At 67.5% G+C, this 15927-nt stretch carries 16 protein-coding genes; 1 reads left to right on the top strand and 15 read right to left on the bottom strand.

Annotation, left to right across the window (positions count from 1 at the left end; translation table 11 throughout):
- Positions 1 to 28 precede the first annotated feature (28 nt).
- From IMZ29_RS10770 to IMZ29_RS10735, 8 genes are all read right to left on the bottom strand, one after another.
- Positions 29 to 1330 (bottom strand): TRAP transporter large permease, encoded by a 1302-nt coding sequence (locus tag IMZ29_RS10770; protein WP_216183583.1) that lies wholly within the window; start codon positions 1328 to 1330, stop codon positions 29 to 31.
- Positions 1327 to 1857 carry a TRAP transporter small permease gene (locus tag IMZ29_RS10765; protein ID WP_216183581.1) on the bottom strand — a complete coding sequence of 177 codons (531 nt, stop codon included), beginning with the start codon at positions 1855 to 1857 and terminating at the stop codon, positions 1327 to 1329. Before IMZ29_RS10765 ends, IMZ29_RS10770 begins: the two co-directional genes overlap by 4 nt.
- Positions 1858 to 2061: 204 nt before the next feature.
- The gene (locus IMZ29_RS10760) at positions 2062 to 2832 is read right to left on the bottom strand and encodes a peptidylprolyl isomerase (protein ID WP_216183579.1); all 771 of its coding nucleotides are present in this window, start codon (positions 2830 to 2832) and stop codon (positions 2062 to 2064) included.
- Positions 2829 to 3128, bottom strand: a complete 300-nt coding sequence (locus IMZ29_RS10755) for a BolA family protein (protein WP_216183577.1) — start codon at positions 3126 to 3128, stop codon at positions 2829 to 2831. The genes IMZ29_RS10760 and IMZ29_RS10755 overlap by 4 nt, the downstream gene beginning before the upstream one ends.
- A complete protein-coding gene (locus tag IMZ29_RS10750) occupies positions 3115 to 3672 on the bottom strand; it encodes a septation protein A (protein ID WP_216183574.1) in 558 nt (185 codons plus the stop codon). Before IMZ29_RS10750 ends, IMZ29_RS10755 begins: the two co-directional genes overlap by 14 nt.
- Complete coding sequence (gene msrB, locus IMZ29_RS10745) at positions 3669 to 4076, bottom strand: peptide-methionine (R)-S-oxide reductase MsrB (RefSeq protein ID WP_216183572.1); 408 nt, start codon at positions 4074 to 4076, stop codon at positions 3669 to 3671. The genes IMZ29_RS10750 and msrB overlap by 4 nt, the downstream gene beginning before the upstream one ends.
- A 33-nt stretch (positions 4077 to 4109) precedes the next feature.
- Complete coding sequence (locus IMZ29_RS10740; RefSeq protein ID WP_216183570.1) at positions 4110 to 5612, bottom strand: protein adenylyltransferase SelO; 1503 nt, start codon at positions 5610 to 5612, stop codon at positions 4110 to 4112.
- Positions 5613 to 5737: 125 nt separating this feature from the next.
- On the bottom strand, positions 5738 to 6700 hold the full coding sequence (locus IMZ29_RS10735) for a glycosyltransferase family 9 protein (protein WP_216183568.1): 963 nt from the start codon (positions 6698 to 6700) through the stop codon (positions 5738 to 5740).
- 100 nt (positions 6701 to 6800) lie between these two features.
- Here IMZ29_RS10735 and msbA point away from each other — a divergent pair, with 100 nt between their 5' ends.
- Positions 6801 to 8576, top strand: coding sequence for a lipid A export permease/ATP-binding protein MsbA (msbA, locus tag IMZ29_RS10730; protein ID WP_256445173.1), 1776 nt, complete (start codon positions 6801 to 6803; stop codon positions 8574 to 8576).
- Between the two features lie 23 nt (positions 8577 to 8599).
- On the opposite strand, the gene IMZ29_RS10725 is transcribed toward msbA, so the two are convergent.
- From IMZ29_RS10725 to IMZ29_RS10695, 7 genes are all read right to left on the bottom strand, one after another.
- Entirely contained in the window at positions 8600 to 9115 is a 516-nt protein-coding gene (locus IMZ29_RS10725) for a Fur family transcriptional regulator (protein ID WP_371820223.1), read from the bottom strand.
- 82 nt (positions 9116 to 9197) lie between these two features.
- Complete coding sequence (locus IMZ29_RS10720; protein WP_216183564.1) at positions 9198 to 11258, bottom strand: TonB-dependent receptor domain-containing protein; 2061 nt, start codon at positions 11256 to 11258, stop codon at positions 9198 to 9200.
- Positions 11259 to 11530: 272 nt separating this feature from the next.
- The gene (locus IMZ29_RS10715; protein WP_216183562.1) at positions 11531 to 12061 is read right to left on the bottom strand and encodes a DUF3299 domain-containing protein; all 531 of its coding nucleotides are present in this window, start codon (positions 12059 to 12061) and stop codon (positions 11531 to 11533) included.
- A gap of 11 nt (positions 12062 to 12072) precedes the next feature.
- Positions 12073 to 13335: an ABC transporter permease gene (locus tag IMZ29_RS10710; RefSeq protein ID WP_216183560.1), complete on the bottom strand. Its 1263-nt coding sequence runs from the start codon at positions 13333 to 13335 to the stop codon at positions 12073 to 12075.
- Positions 13332 to 14054 carry an ABC transporter ATP-binding protein gene (locus tag IMZ29_RS10705; protein ID WP_216183558.1) on the bottom strand — a complete coding sequence of 241 codons (723 nt, stop codon included), beginning with the start codon at positions 14052 to 14054 and terminating at the stop codon, positions 13332 to 13334. Before IMZ29_RS10705 ends, IMZ29_RS10710 begins: the two co-directional genes overlap by 4 nt.
- Positions 14054 to 14743: a DUF2796 domain-containing protein gene (locus IMZ29_RS10700; RefSeq protein ID WP_253207036.1), complete on the bottom strand. Its 690-nt coding sequence runs from the start codon at positions 14741 to 14743 to the stop codon at positions 14054 to 14056. The genes IMZ29_RS10705 and IMZ29_RS10700 overlap by 1 nt, the downstream gene beginning before the upstream one ends.
- On the bottom strand, positions 14733 to 15908 hold the full coding sequence (locus IMZ29_RS10695) for a GGDEF domain-containing protein (RefSeq protein ID WP_216183554.1): 1176 nt from the start codon (positions 15906 to 15908) through the stop codon (positions 14733 to 14735). Before IMZ29_RS10695 ends, IMZ29_RS10700 begins: the two co-directional genes overlap by 11 nt.
- Positions 15909 to 15927: the final 19 nt, after the last annotated feature.

Below are 15927 nucleotides of genomic sequence, written 5' to 3'. Positions count from 1 at the left end.
GGGTGTCTCCTGCCTCGGTTGGAATGAATCATGAATAGCCCAGGCGCTGCGGCAGCCAGAGTGCGATCTGCGGCCAGATCACCACCAGCACCAGCGCCAGCATCATCGCGGCCACCAGCCACAGCACCCAGGGGACGGTGCGCTCCATCGGCACGCGCGCGATGCGGCACGCCACCATCAGGTTGACGGCCAGCGGCGGGGTGAACTGCCCGACCGCCACCATCAGCGTGAGGATCACGCCGAACCACACCAGATCCCAGTCAAAGAGCATGGCGATCGGCAGCAGCAGCGGTACGAAGATGAGAAAGAGCGAGATGCCGTCGAGAAACATCCCGAGGATCATCAGCATGATCACGATGAGGCTGAGCACCGCCCATTCGCTCAGCCCGGAGTTGCCGATCGCCTGCGTGATGGGATCGATGATGCTGAGGGTCGACAGCGACCAGGCGAAGACACCCGCCAGCGACACGACGATGAGGATGACGGCGGAGAGCTCGGCAGCTTCGCGAAAGATCGTGAAGAGATCGCGCAATCCGATCGTGCGATGCACCACCATGCCGACGAAGAGCCCGTAGAACACGGCAACGACGGCGGCCTCGGTGGGCGTGAACCAGCCCAGCCGCATGCCGCCCAGGATGAGCACGGGGGCGGCCAGGCCCCAGGAAGCCGCGCCCAGGCTGCGCCAGAAGGGCGGGCGGGGAAGTTCACGTTCCGCGGCGCCCATGCCATGCCGGCGGGCCAGCCACACGGCCGGGATGGCGAGTGCGACGCCCGCCAGCAAGCCCGGGAACATGCCCGCGGCGAAGAGTGCCGGGACGGTCGCCTGGGGCACCAGGATCGAGTAGATGATGAAGGCCACCGAGGGCGGGATCAGGATGTCGGTGGCAGCGCCCGCCGCCACGACACTGGCGGCGAAGGGTGGCGGGTAGCCGGCGCGGCGCATGGCCGCGATCATGACCCCGCCTACCGCGGCCGCCGTGGCCGGTCCCGATCCGGAGATGCCGCCCAGGAGGATGGCTACCGTGATCGTCACCAACGCAAGCATGCCGGGCCCGCGGCCCACGATGGCAATGGCGAAGGTGACGAGGCGCTGGGCCACGCCGGAGCGATCGAAGATCGAGCCGACCAGCACGAACATCGGAATGGCGAGCAGGGGATACTTGGCCAGGCTCGCGTAGATGTTCTGGGGCACGGCGAGCAGGCCCCACCATTGCACATCGAAGTTGGCCAGCGCGATCGCGATCGCACCCGCGCCAGCGAGGGCCACGCCCACCGGGACACCGGCCAGCATGAGGCCGATGAAAAGCACGAAGAGCAGCGTGGCGATCATGCGCGCCGCCAGACGCCGACGGCACGCAGTGCGATGGCCAGCATGAAGACAGGCATCCAGATGGAATACCACCACTCGGGCACGCCGATCGCGGGCGAAGTGTCGCCGTAGACGTACTGGTCCCAGGTGAGCCGTGCACTCAGCACGGCGAGCAGCCAGAAGAGCAACGCGGTGCAGCCTGCCGCAAAGCGCGTGAAGCGGCGGCGGCGTTCAGGTGTCCCCCGGTCCGACAGCAACTCGATGCGAATGTGGCGATTGCGCGCTACCGCAGCGCTGGCTGCGGCCAGCGTCATCACGATCATGAGGACGATGGAGATCTCCTCCGTCCAGGCAAACGACTGGTTGGAGAAGTAACGCACCAGCACGTTGGCCATGGTGAGCACCGCCAGCACTGCGAGCAGGATGGCCGACAGCCAGTCTTCCATGGCGAGCGGGACCCGGACGCGGGGTTCTACATCCTGGGCGATCAGGGTGGGGACGTCCGGCGCCTGGGTGCCGGGCAGGGGTGACGCGGGAGGCTGCTGCATGAAGGCCGCGCGTATGACCGCGCATGTGACGAAACGTGAAGCCGCCAGATGCTACCAGTGGTCAGACAACCTAGCACTCCGGGGAAACCCGTGCGGTGCCAAGCCGCGTCACGTACCACGGTCGGCCAGACGTCACGACGCCCGCGCCAGACAAGCTGGAACGCGGGCGTCGGGGCAGGGCGCGCGTGAGGCGCCCGGCGGGGCTTACTGGACCTTGGCGGCCTTGCGCAGGTCTTCCTGGTACTTGGCCAGGGCCTGTTGACGCAGCATTTCCTCGAGCTGAGGCTTGACCTGCTCCAGCGGCGGGAATTCCGCCGTGCGCGTGTCGTCCAGACGGATCACGTGCCAGCCGAAGGACGACTGCACCGGGGCTTGCGTGGTCTCACCCTTCTTCAGTTTGGCGAGCGCTTCGCCGAAGGGCTGCACGTAGCTGTCGGCGCTCGCCCAGCCCAGGTCGCCGCCGTTGGCGCCGGAACCCGGATCCTGCGACTTCTCCTTCGCGATCGCCGCGAAGTTCTCGCCCTTCTTCAGGCGGGCGATGATGTCCTGGGCTTCCTTCTCTTCCTTCACGAGGATGTGGGCCGCCTTGTACTCCTCTTGCTGATTGGAGTCCTTGATCTTGTCGTACTCGGCCTTCAACTGCGCATCGGTGACCGGATGCTTGGCGAGGAAGTCGTTGAAGAGGCCGCGAATCAGCACGCTCTGGCGGGCCAGTTCGAGCTCGGTCTGGACTTCGGGGTTCTTCGCGATGTCGGCCTTTTCTGCAGCCTGGACCATGACGATGCGGTTGATCAGTTCTTCGCGCACCTGTTCACGCAGCTTGGGCGAATCCTGCGCGCCCTGCTGGGTCATCATCTTGACGAACTCTTCGACCTGGGCGTCGGGGATGGCCTGGCCGTTGACCACGGCCGCGTTCTGCGCGAAGGCCGGGGCCGCGATGGCGCAGGCCGCCATGAACGTCATGATGCGTTTCATAGATCAGGTGACTCCTGTTGCTTGCTAGGGGATTCCGGCAGGCTGGCGTGAATCGCCAGCGCATGGATTTCATGGGGGATGAGATCGGCGAGCCGATCATACACCAGCCGGTGTCGGGCCACCGGGGACTGCCCGCGGAAGCACTCGGCGCAAATGTGCACGCGATAGTGGCCCGCGCCACCGCGCGCACCTTCGTGCCCGGCGTGCAGGTGGGACTCGTCCTCGATGCGCAGCGAGGCCGGCGAGAGCGCGGCCAGGCGGGACTCGATGAGCGCGGCGCGATCAGGGTTGGTCATCGGCCGCCTCGTCCTTCATGTGGCGCGCGAGAAAGAGCGACTGCAGCACCACGAACACCAGCAACAGGCCGAAGAGGCCGAAGACCTTGAACGTGACCCATTCGGATTCGGTGAACCAGCCGCTGAAAGCCACGAAGAGGTTCAACGCGCCGGCCACGAGAAAGAAGCCCGCCCACGACCACGCCATGCGCGTCCAGGCGGGCTCGGGCAGGGTGATCTGCGAACCCATCATGCTGCGCAGCACGTTGCGCTTGAAGAAGACCTGCGCGCCGATGATCACGCCACCGAAGAGCCAGTAGAGCACCGTGGGCTTCCACTTGATGAAGGCATCGTTCTGCAGGAAAAGCGTGGCGCCCCCGAAGACGACGATGATGGCCAGGTTCACCCAGTGCATCGGCTCGATGCGCCGGCGCATGGCCTTCAACCAGGCGATCTGCAGGACGCCGGCTGCCATGGCGACGCCGGTGGCGACGTAGATGTCTGCCAGCCGGTACGCCACAAAGAACAGGACCAGCGGGAACAGATCGAACAACAGCTTTTTCACGGCTCGATTTCCTCGAACGTCAACGAGAGCGAATTGATGCAATATCGCAGGCCGGTGGGCGGCGGGCCGTCCGGGAACACGTGGCCGAGGTGAGCGTCGCACACATTGCACAGCACCTCGGTACGCACCATGCCGTGCGATCGGTCGGTTTCTTCGCGCACCAGTGCCGGGTCGATGGGTTCGAAGTAGCTGGGCCAGCCGCAACCCGCATCGAACTTGGTGTCCGAGGCGAAGAGCTCCGTGCCACAGCCCACGCACCGATAGATGCCACGGGCGCGCGTGTCCCAGTATCGACCGGTGAAGGCACGTTCGGTTCCTTTCTCGCGCGTGACGTAGTACTCCTCGGGCGAGAGCTGGGCGCGCCACTCGGCGTCGGTCTTGCGGATCTTGGTCGGTTCAGTCATGTCGACTCCTGCGAGGATGATCAGTGAATGGGGTCAGGACGAGCAGCTCACTTCGAGCGAGGCGGCCCAGTCCGGCGGCAGCGCGCGCAAGTCCTCATAGCCGGGCTTCTCGGTGAAGGGGTCACGCAGCACCGTGAGAAGCCGCTCGATCTCGCTCGCGTCGCCTTGCTGCGCGGCACGGATCGCGACCTCTGCCAAGTGATTGCGCAGCACGTAGATTGGATTGGCACGGTCCATGGCGGCGCGGCGCTCCTCGACGTCGCGGCCCTCAGACACGAGCCGCGCACGATAGCGCTCGAGCCAGCCAAGTGCGGGCGCAGGGTCCAGGAACAAGTCCTCGAAGCGGTGCCCCGAGCGCACGGGTGCGGTGTCGTCCACGCGCGCCAGGCGGCGGAACGCAAGCGTGAAGTCCGCACGCTGCCCATGCATCACGGTCAGCAGGTCGTCCAGCAGGACGTTGTCGTCCTCGCGCCACTGCGCGAAGCCGAGCTTGGCGCCCATGATCTCGTGGAAAGGGCCCAGGAATGCCGCTTCGTACTCCTCGAGCACCGCCTTGAGCGGCGCGCTGTCGCCGACCAGCGGGCGCAGAGCCTCGGCCAAGCGGTACAGATTCCAGTGCGCCACCATGGGCTGCGCGTTCCACGCATAGCGCCCGCTGGTGTCGGTGTGGTTGCAGATGTGGCCGGCGTCGAAACCATCCATGAAGCCATACGGACCGTAATCCAGCGTGAGGCCAAGGATGGACATGTTGTCGGTATTCATGACCCCGTGCATGAAGCCCACGGCCTGCCACTGCGCCATCAGGCGCCCCGTGCGTTGCAGGACGGCACGCAGCAGACGCACGTACGGTGCGCCTGGCACGTCCGCGTCGCCCGCGCTCGCCTCTCGGCAGGCGGGATAGAAGCGATCAATCACGTAGTCGGCCAGCGTGCGCAGCGACTCGACGTCGTTGCGCGACGCCCAGTGCTCGAAGGAGCCGAAGCGCACGAAGGAGGGCGCCACGCGCGTCACGACGGCGGCGGTTTCGACGGTCTCTCGGCGCACCGGATCCTGGGCGCTGACGAGGGCCAGGGCCTGGGTCGTGGGCATCCCGAGCCCCGCCATCGCCGCCGAGGCGAGGTACTCGCGCACGGACGAGCGCAGCACGGCACGGCCATCGCCCATGCGGGAATAGGGGGTGAGGCCCGAGCCCTTCAGCTGCAGTTCGAAGCGGCCCGTGGGGCCATCGACTTCGCCCAGGAGAAGCGCGCGTCCGTCGCCAAGCTGGCCGGCCCACACGCCGAACTGGTGCCCGCTATACACAGCGGCCAGCGGTGCCGAACCCGTCAGGGGCGCATTGCCTGCGAAAGCGTCGAGAAAGGCCGGCGTGTCCATGACGGCCGGATCGAGTCCGATGGCGCGCGCCACATCGGCGTTGGCGTGCAGCAGGCGCGGCTCACTGACTGGCTGAGGAGACAGCCGGGTGTAGAAATGCTCGGGGAGCGCCGCGAAGCTGTTGACGAAGGTCAGGGCGTCGAGGGAGGAAGCAAGCGTCACAGGCAGGGCCGAAAAGGGCGGGCGCAGGCCCGCACGAGGGAGGTTCTTCGATGTTAAACGAGATGGCAGACGCGATTGGCGGGCCCGGCGAGCGCGGTGCTACCGGACGTTACCTCGCTGGTGGCTCAGGCCAGCGCACTCGCCGGGGCACGGTCGAGCAAGGTGTCCACGCGCTTGACGACCGTATCGAGGTCCGGCCATCCCGTGTCGTCCCCGATCCAGTGCGCGGTGGGCGACCAGGGCCGCGTACGCCATGGCTGGGTCACGCCGAACAGCGTCAACTGAGGGGCGCCGGCTGCGGCGGCCACATGAGAGGTACCCGAATCATTGCAGATGACGAGGGCGGCTTCGCGGGTGAGGGCGGCGTAGGCGCCCAAGGGCAGCGACGGCAGGATCTGGGCGCTGGGTGCGTTGGCGCGGGCGACGTCGACTTCGTTGGGCGGCGGGCAGACTGCCACCGTGAGGCCCCGGGCACGCAGGTGCTGGGCGAGCGCCTCGTAATGCGGCCAGCTCTTGACCCGGCCGCGATGCAGTCCCGTGGCGGTGGGCGAGAGCAGGACGAAACGCGATGCCATGAGCCCGGCGCGCGTGAGCATGGTGCGCGCGGTATCGACGTGGCCGCTGGTGACGGGCAGGCGCAGGTCAGGGCCTGGGCCACCCGTGCTGCTCACGCCCCAGGCCGCGAGGACGGCTTCGGCCAGATGGAAATACGATTCGACGGCGTGGACCTGTCCGGCGGGCTTGCGCACCGGCCACTTCAAGAGCAGGCTGCGCCCATCGTCGCGATAGCCGCCGGTACGGACGCCCGCCAGCCGAAAGAGCGCGGCGCTCGAGAGTGAATCGGGAAAGCACACGCCATCGTGGCGCACGCCGCCCAGCGCGCCGCGCACACGAGCGATGTCCTCGCGCAGGGGGCCTTCGATGGCGATGAACTGCGCAGGCTCCAGGGCGGCGAGCAGATCGCGCGCCCAGGGGCGCCCCACGAGGATCAGCGGGTAGCTGGCTTCGCGCAGGCGGTAGAGCGCGGGCAGCGCCATGCAGGCATCGCCGACCCAGTTCGGCAGCCGGACACAAATCGGTTTGGACATGACGGGGCGCAGCGGGCGCGTACAATTCGGTCGCTGCCATTGTAAACATCCGGGGACGCCGGGCAGCTCACGCCATGCGTCCTGGCTAATCGGAGTCGTCTTGAGATCACCCCAGGCTGCCTTGGCCACCGGCTCGCATCCGGTGCGCCGTGAATTGTGGCGCCGCATCTACGCCCATGTCCGTCCCTACTGGCACGGCATGGCCGTCGGTCTGCTCTTCACCGCGGGCGTGGCCGCCACGCACCCCTTGCTCGCCTTGCTGTTGAAGCCCCTCATCGACGAGGGCTTCAGCGGCGAGAAGCCGTCCTACATCTGGGCCCTGCCGCTGGTGCTGGTGGGTCTCTTCGTGCTGCGGGGCGCCTGCGCCTTCCTCAGCAACTACCTGATGGCCTGGGTGGCGAACAATGTGTTGCGCGATCTGCGACGCGACATGTTCTCGCGCATGTTGAAGCTGCCCGACAGCGACGTGCGCCGATTCGGTTCGTCCGCGCTGCTCAATCGCTTCACGATCGATTCGGTGACCGTGATGCAGCACGCCACCGAGGTGCTGGCCACGCTGGTGCGCGAATTCCTCATCGTCATTGCGCTCTTTGGGGTGCTGCTCTACATGTCGTGGCAGCTCACGCTCATCGTGATGGTGCTGGTGCCGCCGGCGGCCATCGTCTCGCGTCTCTTCATCCGCAAGCTGCGTTCGGTGAATCGCGACACCGTCAACATGAACGCCGAGTTGACGCGCATCATCACCGAAGGCCTGGAGGGCCAGCGGGTGGTCAAGCTCTTCAACGGGTTCAACTACGAGAACAGCCGCTTTGCCGAGGTCAACGCCCGCCTTCGCCGTTTCGCGATCCGGGCGGCATCGTCCTCCGGCGCCGTGGGGCCGGCCTCGCAAGCCATCCTGTCCATTGCGCTGGGCGCGGTGATCTGGGTGGCGCTCTCGCAGGCCGAGAGCGATGGGCTTACGGTGGGTGGCTTCGCGGCCTTCATGGGCGCGATGGCGCAGCTGCTCGATCCGCTCAAGCGCCTGGCCAACGCGGCCGGGCCCATGCAGCGCATGCTGGTGGCCGCCGAAAGCGTGTTCCGCCTGCTCGATCAACCCGAGGAAGCCGATACCGGGACGCGCCGGCTGCCGGCACCGGTGCGCGGGCGCGTCGCCTATGAGAGCGTCGGCCATCGCTATGCCGATGCGGAATCCGACACCGTGCAGGACATCTCGTTCGTGGCGGAGCCCGGACAGACGATCGCGCTGGTGGGCCGCTCGGGCAGCGGCAAGACCACGCTCATGAACATGCTGCCGCGCTTCGTCGCACCCACGAGCGGGCGCATCACGGTGGACGGCGAGGACATCGCGGGGCTCACGCTGGACAACCTGCGCTCGCACCTGTCGCTCGTGAGCCAGGACGTCGTGCTCTTCGATGACTCGATCGCGGTGAACGTGGGCTACGGCGTGGCCGGTGGCGCGACGCGCGAGCAGATCGAGGCCGCACTCGAGGCCGCGAACCTGAAGAGCTTCGTCGAATCGCTGCCCGAGGGCATGGACACCCTGGTCGGCGAACGTGGCGCGCGTCTGTCGGGCGGCCAGCGTCAACGTCTGGCCATCGCACGCGCCCTCATCAAGGATGCGCCCATCCTGATCCTGGACGAAGCCACCTCGGCGCTGGACAACGAATCCGAGCGCCAGGTCCAGGCCTCGCTCGAGCGCCTGATGCAGGGGCGGACCACGCTCGTGATCGCGCACCGGCTCTCCACCGTGCGCAATGCGGATCGCATCATCGTGCTGGACAAGGGCGTGATCCACGAATCCGGCACGCACGACGAGCTCGTGGCGGCCGATGGGCTGTACGCCGGGTTCTACCGGATGCAGTTCCGCGAGAGCTGATCCGGCGGGGCAGCGGGGGGAGCCTAGTCGTGTGCGTGTGAGTGGTCGTGCGAATGCTCGGGCGCGGCGGCCCGGCAGTCGCCGCACAAGGCCTTCACTTCCATCTCGTCGCCGGCCAGCCGGAAGCCAGCGTCCGCGATGCGCTCGGCCAGCCGGCTGCGCACCACGTCGTCATGGATCTCGGCCACGCGGCCGCAGGCGGTGCACACCACGAGCAGGTTGTGCGGCGCGCCGTCGGCATCGCGACAGGCGATGAACGTGTTGAGCGTGTCCACCCGGTGGACGAGACCTTCCTCCAGGAGGAAATCCAACGCCCGGTAGACAGTGGGCGGCGTTGCATTGGGATGCACCGCACGGATCTCGTCCAGCAGTTCGTAGGCCTTCAGGCTGCGCTGGTGCTGCAGCAGCAGCTCCAGCACCTTCCGGCGGATCGGCGTGAAACGCTTGCCGCGGCGCGCGCACAGGGCATCGGCCACCGAGAGGGCGTCTTCGATGCGGGAACGGGCGGCGGCGGTCTGGGACTTCGGCATGAGGGCCATGAGAGAACGGTTCGCCGCAGGGTAGCAGTCATCCGGGGCCTCTGCAAACGCGCGGGGCCGCGTACCCGGCCCCGCGCTGGCCTCAGAACGCCACGCGCACCCCCAGCGTCAGGTTGCGGCCTGGCAGCGGCACGGTACGCGCGAGGAACGATGCGTGGTTGTAGGCCACTTTGTCGAGCAGATTGTTGCCGCGCAGGTAGATCTCGTAGTCGGTGGTGCCGAGCCGGCCGAGGTAGCTCACGCGGGCGTCGAGCAGGTTGTAGCCTGCCGTGCGGCTCTCGAAGGCGGCGAAGCGGTCTTGCGTGTAGACGTGGGAGAACTCTACGCTGGCACGCCAGGCCTGCCAATCCGCGTTCAGGCCCACGCCCAGGCGGGCCGACGGAATGCGCGGCAGGTTGCCGCCGCCCTCGTCGAAGCGGGCGCGCACGTAGTCGCCGAATGCCGACGCCGTGAAGATGGCGTTCAGGCGCTGCGAGACCTTGCCTTCAATCCCCGTGAAGCGGGCATCGCGCTGTGCATAGCGCACCAGGCGGAAATCCTCGAACTGATCCAGCGTATCGGCGTAGATGTAGTTCTTCACCTGGTTGTGGAACACGCTCACCTGAAAGCGCGTATCGCCGGCATCCTTGCGCAGGGTCAGGTCGACGTTGTGTGACGTCTCTTTCTGCAGATCGGGCGTGCCGATCTCGTATGTGTTGGTGGCCAGATGCACGCCGCGGGCATAGAGCTCCTGGGCGTTGGGCATGCGCTGCGAGCGCGCGAGCGACAGGCCGAGCGAATAGCCCGGCGTGAAGCGCCAGAGCGCGGCGCCAGACAGGGACGTCGCTCCGGCCGAGTAGCGCGGCTGGGCATTGTCCGGTGTGACACGCTGCCATTCATGCCGGGCGCCGACTTCGAAGCGCCAGTCGTTCCATTCATAGGTTTCGAGCGCGAAGAGCCCCGTGTTGCGCGTCACCGTGCGCGGCATGAAGGCCTCCGTGCCCTCGGTGGTGAAGGTGCTGCGCAGGGTGGGGGCACCCAGCACGCCGCGCCAGCCGGCGATCGGCGCATGCTCGAGCTCCAGGCGCGCGTCATAGCCCTTGTTCCGGAAGACGGACACCGCCGTGTCTTCCTCGATCTCGCTGTGCCGGTATTGCGTGTGGCCGGCCCGCAGGCGCATGCGCGTGAAGCCGGGCAGCGGATCGCGGTATTCGCTGCGCAGGTCCCAGCGCTGGCTGTGCAGGTCGACGAACGGGCTTTCGTGGGCGTCGCCATGCGCATGGTCGTGGTCATGATCGTCGTGGTCATGATCGTGATCGTGCCCGCCGCAATGCAGGTGGCTGCCGTGCGGATGGCAATCCTCGTACTCGTGCGAGTGGCCGGGCAGGCCGTACTCGCTGCGTTGGCGTGTGTAGGCGATGCCGGTGTAGCCGCGCGGGGTGACCCAGGAGACGCCGAGCGTGCCGGTGCTGGTGTCGTTGTACGTGCCAGGCACGCGGCGCGTGTCGAGATCCGGCGCACGATAGTCGTCGCTGTGACGCTTCAGGCCTTCGACCCGCACGGCCAGGTTGCCAGTGCCGGCGGTGATGCCGACGAGACCGGTGCGCTCACGTGCTCCGGTATTGAGGCGAACTTCCCCGGTGCCTTCCACACCGTTCTCGGGTACGTGCGTGGGCACACGTTCGTCCAGCACGTTGACCACGCCGCCGATCGCGCCGCCGCCATAGAGCAGGGTGGCGGGCCCACGCAGCACCTCGATCTGCCGGGCGAGCATCGGCTCGACACCGATGGCGTGGTCTGGGCTCACGGCAGAGGCGTCCAGGATCTCGGAGCCATCCGACAACACCTTCACGCGCGGCGAGGTCTGGCCGCGGATCACCGGACGGCCGGCACCGGCGCCGAAGGTGTCGGACTGCATGCCAGGTTCGCCCGACAGTGTCTCGCCCAGCGTTGCGCCGCGTGCCGTGACCAGCTCGTCCTCGGTCAGCACGTGCACGGGCTGGATGGTGTCCTCGGCGCTGCGTGCGAGCGGGCTGGCCGAGACGGTGATCGGCGTCAAGCGTGAGACGGGAGGCGGCGCCGTCTGCGCAAGCGCCTGGCTGCACGCCAGGGCAGCACCAAGGGCCAGGGGGAGGGGACGCAGGGAGAACGCGGGTATCGGCATGAGTTATGTAATAACATTGCATCAAAGAAGCGCAATGTTATTACATAACTTCATCAACGAGAGAGGTGGGCGTGAAAAAAGACAAAGCTGCGCCGCAAGTGCGAACCTGCCCGTATCAGGCTCCGTGACATGTCGGATCCGGCCCACCGCAATACCCCCATCCGCCTCGTGCCTACCTCCCGGCACGGCCGACACAAAAAAGGCCTCGGTCGACACTCGAGGCCCTGAGGCAGAACCGGCGTAGGGCAACGCCATGCGTCGCCCGCGAAAGGTCAGAGATAGGGCCGCACGTCGTCCGCCTCGAAGCTGTACGAGGCCGAGGCCACATCGTTCTTCGCATCGCGGATGCGCATCGTGCCTTCGATCCAGTACGGATTCCAGATCTCGACGTTCTCCACCGGCTTGGCGGGCTTGACGTAGACGATCTGATTGCCTGGTGGCGGCGGCACGTGGATGCACGCGCCGTAGTAGGGCACGAGGAAGAACTCGGTGACGCGGTTCTTCTCGTCGCTCTCGAGCGGCACGATGTAGCCCGGCAGCTTGCCGCGTACACCATCCATGGTCGGCACCGTGCGGTCGCTGCCGATCACAGGGGCCGGCGTGTTGCCCGAGTGGTCCACCTCGATCTCGGTCATCTTCTCGAGTTCCTTCAACTCGTCCGGCGGGATCATCTCCAGCCAGTCGATCTCGCGCACCTCGGCGGCAGCGGCAGGCGCGGGGCCGGCCAGGGCCATCGCGAGCGCGCCGAGCGCCAGGAAGCGGCCGAACAGCACGGTGGGCGGAAAGCGGGGGAAGCGTCGCATGGCACTCCTCATCAGTGTTTGACGGTAATGCCGTCGGCGACCGAATGACGGTACGCCAACAGCGCAGGCACGCAGGATACGGCAAGGGCACTGGCCACGACCAGCCCCATCAGGCGCCACTCGTTGGCACCGGGCAGGCCCACGCTCAAGAGCAGGCCGTACTGCGCCTGCAGCCAGGGGGCCAGCGCTGCGGCAGCGCCTTGCAGCAGGACATAGCCCACGGCCGTGCCGAGCACGGCAAGCAGCGCCGCCTCCCACAGCAGCAGGCCGGCGACGTGTCGGGGTGAGGCGCCCACGGCGCGCAGGATGGCCATCTCGCGTCGGCGCTCCTCCAGCGTGGCCAGCAGCACGGCGAGCAGGCCCAGCAGTCCGGTCAGCACCACGCACGCGGCCGTGATGGTCAGTGCGCGCTCGGCCGTGCCGAGCAAGCCCCAGAGTTGCTGCAAGGCCACGCCGGGCAACACGGCCGTCATGGGCTCTGCCCGATACTCGTTGACCCAGCGTTGCACGGCGAACACGGCCATGCGGCGCTCGAGCCCGACATAGAAGGCCGTGATCGTGCGTGGCTGAAGACGCGCGGGATCGATCGTGTCCGGGTCCGGTGCCGTGCCGATGCGGGTGCCGGCGCGCCAATTCATGTGGATGGCCTCGATAGCCTCCAGGCTCACATAGATGGCGTGATCGATCGGCGTACCGGTCGGGGCCAGCACGCCGCTCACCGTGAACGGGCGATCATCGTGCAGGTTGGGGTTGGCGGTCGATGTGCCATGGGCGAGGACGATGCGCTCACCGGGCGCATAGCCCAGATCGCGTGCCACGGCGGCACCCACCACGGCATCGAAGAGGCCGTCGAAGCGCTTGCCTTGCGCCATCACCAGCGGCTGGTCGCCCGCGTAGCGCACGTGATCGAAGTAGCCCGCCGTCGTGCCGACGACGCGATAGCCGCGGTGCGAATCGCCCAGGGATATCGGCACCGTCCACCCGACGCCGGGTTGGTTGGCCACGGCCTGATAGGCATTCCACGAGATGTTGTTGGTGGCCTCGCCGAGGCGGAACACGGAGTACAGCATGAGCTGCACGGGGTGTGCGCGGGCGCCGACCACGAGGTCGATCCCGGACACCGTGCGCAGGAAGGACTGGCGCGCGTCCTGGCGCAACCGCTCGACGCCCAGCAGCAAGGCCACGCTCACGGCGATGGTCACGAGCGTCAGCACGACGGTGAAGCGGCGGCTCCAGAGGCTGCCGAGCGCAATGCGCCACAAGGTGCTGGTCATACGGCCTCCGCGGTGCGCTGCGCGCGGTTCAGCGCGCGCAAGTCCTGTACGCGATCGAAGCGCGTGGCGAGCCGGGCGTCATGGCTCACGAAGAGCAGGCCCGCGCCCGTGCGGGCGCACTGGGCGAACAGGAGATCCACGAAGTCGCGTTGTGCGTCGGCGTCCAGTGCCGAGGTGGGTTCGTCGGCCAGCACCAGCGCCGGATCGCCGATCAGGGCCCGCGCTGCGGCCACGCGTTGCTGCTGGCCGACGGACAGGGCGCCGGCGCGCGCACGCGCGATGGCCGGGTCACGCAGGCCCAGGGCCGCCAGCAGGGTCTGAGCGGCGGCTTCGAGCGTGCCATGTTCGCGCAGCGCGGCATCGCGCCGCTTGCGCGAGAACCGGCACGGCAGGATTACGTTCTCCGTGACCGACAGGAAGGGGAGCAGATTGAACTGCTGGAAGATGAAGCCGAGGCGCTCGCCACGCAGGCGATCACGCTGACCGCGGCGCAGCGCGGACGCCTCCAGGCCTGCCACCGTGATGCGACCGGCGCGCGGCGACAGCGTGCCCGCGAGCAGATTGAGCAGCGTGCTCTTGCCGCAGCCGCTCGGGCCGTGCAGAAACACGCGCTCGCCTGGCGCGAGCACAAGCGCGGGCAGATCGATCACGTCCGGCCCGCGCCCGTAGCCAAACCGCAGATCGACGGCGGCCAGCAGGGAGTCGGTCGGCGCTGCCATCAGCGCAGCGAGATCACGGCATCCTCGGGCGTGAGCGAGCCGCCCGATTGCGCGCCTGGCATTGCCAGCTGGAAGCGGATCTCGGTGGTCTGCGGAAATGCCTTGAACACGCCGACATCGATTGCAGACAGCGCCTTCGGATCCTGGCACGAGAAGCGGTACTCGGCCGAATAGTCGCGGTGGTCGTGATCGTCCTCGTGCTCGTGGGCGTGGTCGTGCGCGGCTTCCTTGTCGGCTCCATGGTCGACATCGATATCGGTGTCCTCGAGCTTGCAACCGGCAGCCGCCGGCAGGCCGAAGAGGGCCGCGCCGTCCTTCAGCTGGGCCTGCGCCTTGGCAATCGACGCACGATCGGCGTCTGTCTCCGGGGCATGCTCGAAGCCCACGAAATTGTGCGCCGGGCCCATCAGCGACAGTTCCAGTGTCTTGCCCTCGAGCACCGCGTCAAGACGCGATACGCCATGTTCATGCGCGCCGTGCGAATGGCCGTGCTCGGCTTCCTTGTCATGATCGTGATCATGACTGTGGTCGTGGGCAAGCGCCGGCGTGCACAGGGCGATGGCCAGAGGAAGGGCGAACGGAAGACGGCGGATGGATCGCATGCGGAGAGCCCGAAAGGGAAAACGGAGCGTAATAATATAACATTTCACACCGATCCCGTGCGGCTGAGGCCTGGCGTCAGGCGGCATCACGCAAGGCGTTCCTACCCGGATCTGCCCGCTCCAGCCGCCCCCGGCCGGCGTGCTTGGCCCGATAGAGCGCCACGTCTGCGCGCGCCATGAGACGGTCGGGCGTGTCATGCGGCTCGGCGGTTGCCAGGCCGGCACTGAAGCCATGCCGCAGCGCGACGCGGCCGAACACGGCGGGAGTCTGTTCGAGCGCGTGCCGCAGTCGAGCATCGAGTGCCATGGCATCGGCAGCGCCCGCGTCGGGCAGCAGCACGGCAAACTCCTCACCGCCCAGGCGGCCGAGGACATCGTTGCGCCGCAGGCAGGCGCGGGCGAGGGCAGCGAAGTGCACCAGCGCCACGTCGCCCGCGGCATGACCGTGGGTGTCGTTGATCGTCTTGAAGTGATCCAGATCGACCAGCAGGAGGGCCAAGGGTGGCGCTGACGGTGCGTGTTCGAGCCTGCGGCGCAGATCCTGCAGGAAGGCGAGGCGCGAGGCGGCGCCAGTCAGATAGTCGCGATACGCGATGCTTTCGATGTCTGCCAGCAGGCGGTCGTGGGCCATCACGATCAGGCTCATGATGAGCCCCGCGTTGCCGACCACGCCCAACGCGACGAAGATGGCGGGCATGCCGACGTCCAGCCGGCTTGCGAGGGCGAGGTCGTCGAGCATCGCGTAGTAGCCGAGCCGGGCCGCGTATCCCAAGGTCAGCAGCGCCGCGAGCCCGGCGCACAGACCGTAGACGTAGGGAGGCCGATGGCGCGGGCGGTGCGTCCACACCAGCGCCGCGATGATCGCCGTCACAACGCCATGCACGATGGAGAAGGCGACGACGCGATGATCCATGCGGGCGTAGCCCATCCAGGGCCCGAGGTTGTAGAGCGTCATCGCCACGACGACGCCCGCCATGACACGCCAGGGCGCGCGGCGCCCGAAGAAGCGCAGGCAGCCGTCGAGCAGGAGCAGCATGCCGACAAGAAAGGCGGTGTTGGCGAACACCATGCTGAAGAGCAGCGGAGCACTGCCCCGGGTGGCGTACGCGCATTGCGACGCCACGAGTACTGAGCAGCCGATGAGCCAGGACACCACCCCCGGCACGGGATGCCGGACCAGCGAGGCAAGCACGAAGAGCATGACGATGCTCGCCAGTACCGGCAGCGCCATGGGATTGAGCAGCACATCCATCGCGTACGACGCCTCCTGA

The organism is Verticiella alkaliphila (assembly GCF_018904615.1).
In the GTDB taxonomy this organism is placed as follows: domain Bacteria; phylum Pseudomonadota; class Gammaproteobacteria; order Burkholderiales; family Burkholderiaceae_B; genus Verticiella; species Verticiella alkaliphila.
Note: the sequence above shows the minus strand (reverse complement) of the source record. Positions and strands in the feature narration are given on the sequence as shown.

Bases quoted from the DNA above. Each gene is read 5' to 3' on its own strand.
- IMZ29_RS10770 (WP_216183583.1), bottom strand. From the start codon at position 1,330: ATGATCGCCACGCTGCTCTTCGTGCTTTTCATCGGCCTCATGCTGGCC.
- IMZ29_RS10765 (WP_216183581.1), bottom strand. From the start codon at position 1,857: ATGCAGCAGCCTCCCGCGTCACCCCTGCCCGGCACCCAGGCGCCGGAC.
- IMZ29_RS10760 (WP_216183579.1), bottom strand. From the start codon at position 2,832: ATGAAACGCATCATGACGTTCATGGCGGCCTGCGCCATCGCGGCCCCG.
- IMZ29_RS10755 (WP_216183577.1), bottom strand. From the start codon at position 3,128: ATGACCAACCCTGATCGCGCCGCGCTCATCGAGTCCCGCCTGGCCGCG.
- msrB (WP_216183572.1), bottom strand. From the start codon at position 4,076: ATGACTGAACCGACCAAGATCCGCAAGACCGACGCCGAGTGGCGCGCC.
- IMZ29_RS10735 (WP_216183568.1), bottom strand. From the start codon at position 6,700: ATGTCCAAACCGATTTGTGTCCGGCTGCCGAACTGGGTCGGCGATGCC.
- IMZ29_RS10725 (WP_371820223.1), bottom strand. From the start codon at position 9,115: ATGGCCCTCATGCCGAAGTCCCAGACCGCCGCCGCCCGTTCCCGCATC.
- IMZ29_RS10720 (WP_216183564.1), bottom strand. From the start codon at position 11,258: ATGCCGATACCCGCGTTCTCCCTGCGTCCCCTCCCCCTGGCCCTTGGT.
- IMZ29_RS10715 (WP_216183562.1), bottom strand. From the start codon at position 12,061: ATGCGACGCTTCCCCCGCTTTCCGCCCACCGTGCTGTTCGGCCGCTTC.
- IMZ29_RS10710 (WP_216183560.1), bottom strand. From the start codon at position 13,335: ATGACCAGCACCTTGTGGCGCATTGCGCTCGGCAGCCTCTGGAGCCGC.
- IMZ29_RS10705 (WP_216183558.1), bottom strand. From the start codon at position 14,054: ATGGCAGCGCCGACCGACTCCCTGCTGGCCGCCGTCGATCTGCGGTTT.
- IMZ29_RS10700 (WP_253207036.1), bottom strand. From the start codon at position 14,743: ATGCCGCCTGACGCCAGGCCTCAGCCGCACGGGATCGGTGTGAAATGT.
- IMZ29_RS10695 (WP_216183554.1), bottom strand. From the start codon at position 15,908: ATGGATGTGCTGCTCAATCCCATGGCGCTGCCGGTACTGGCGAGCATC.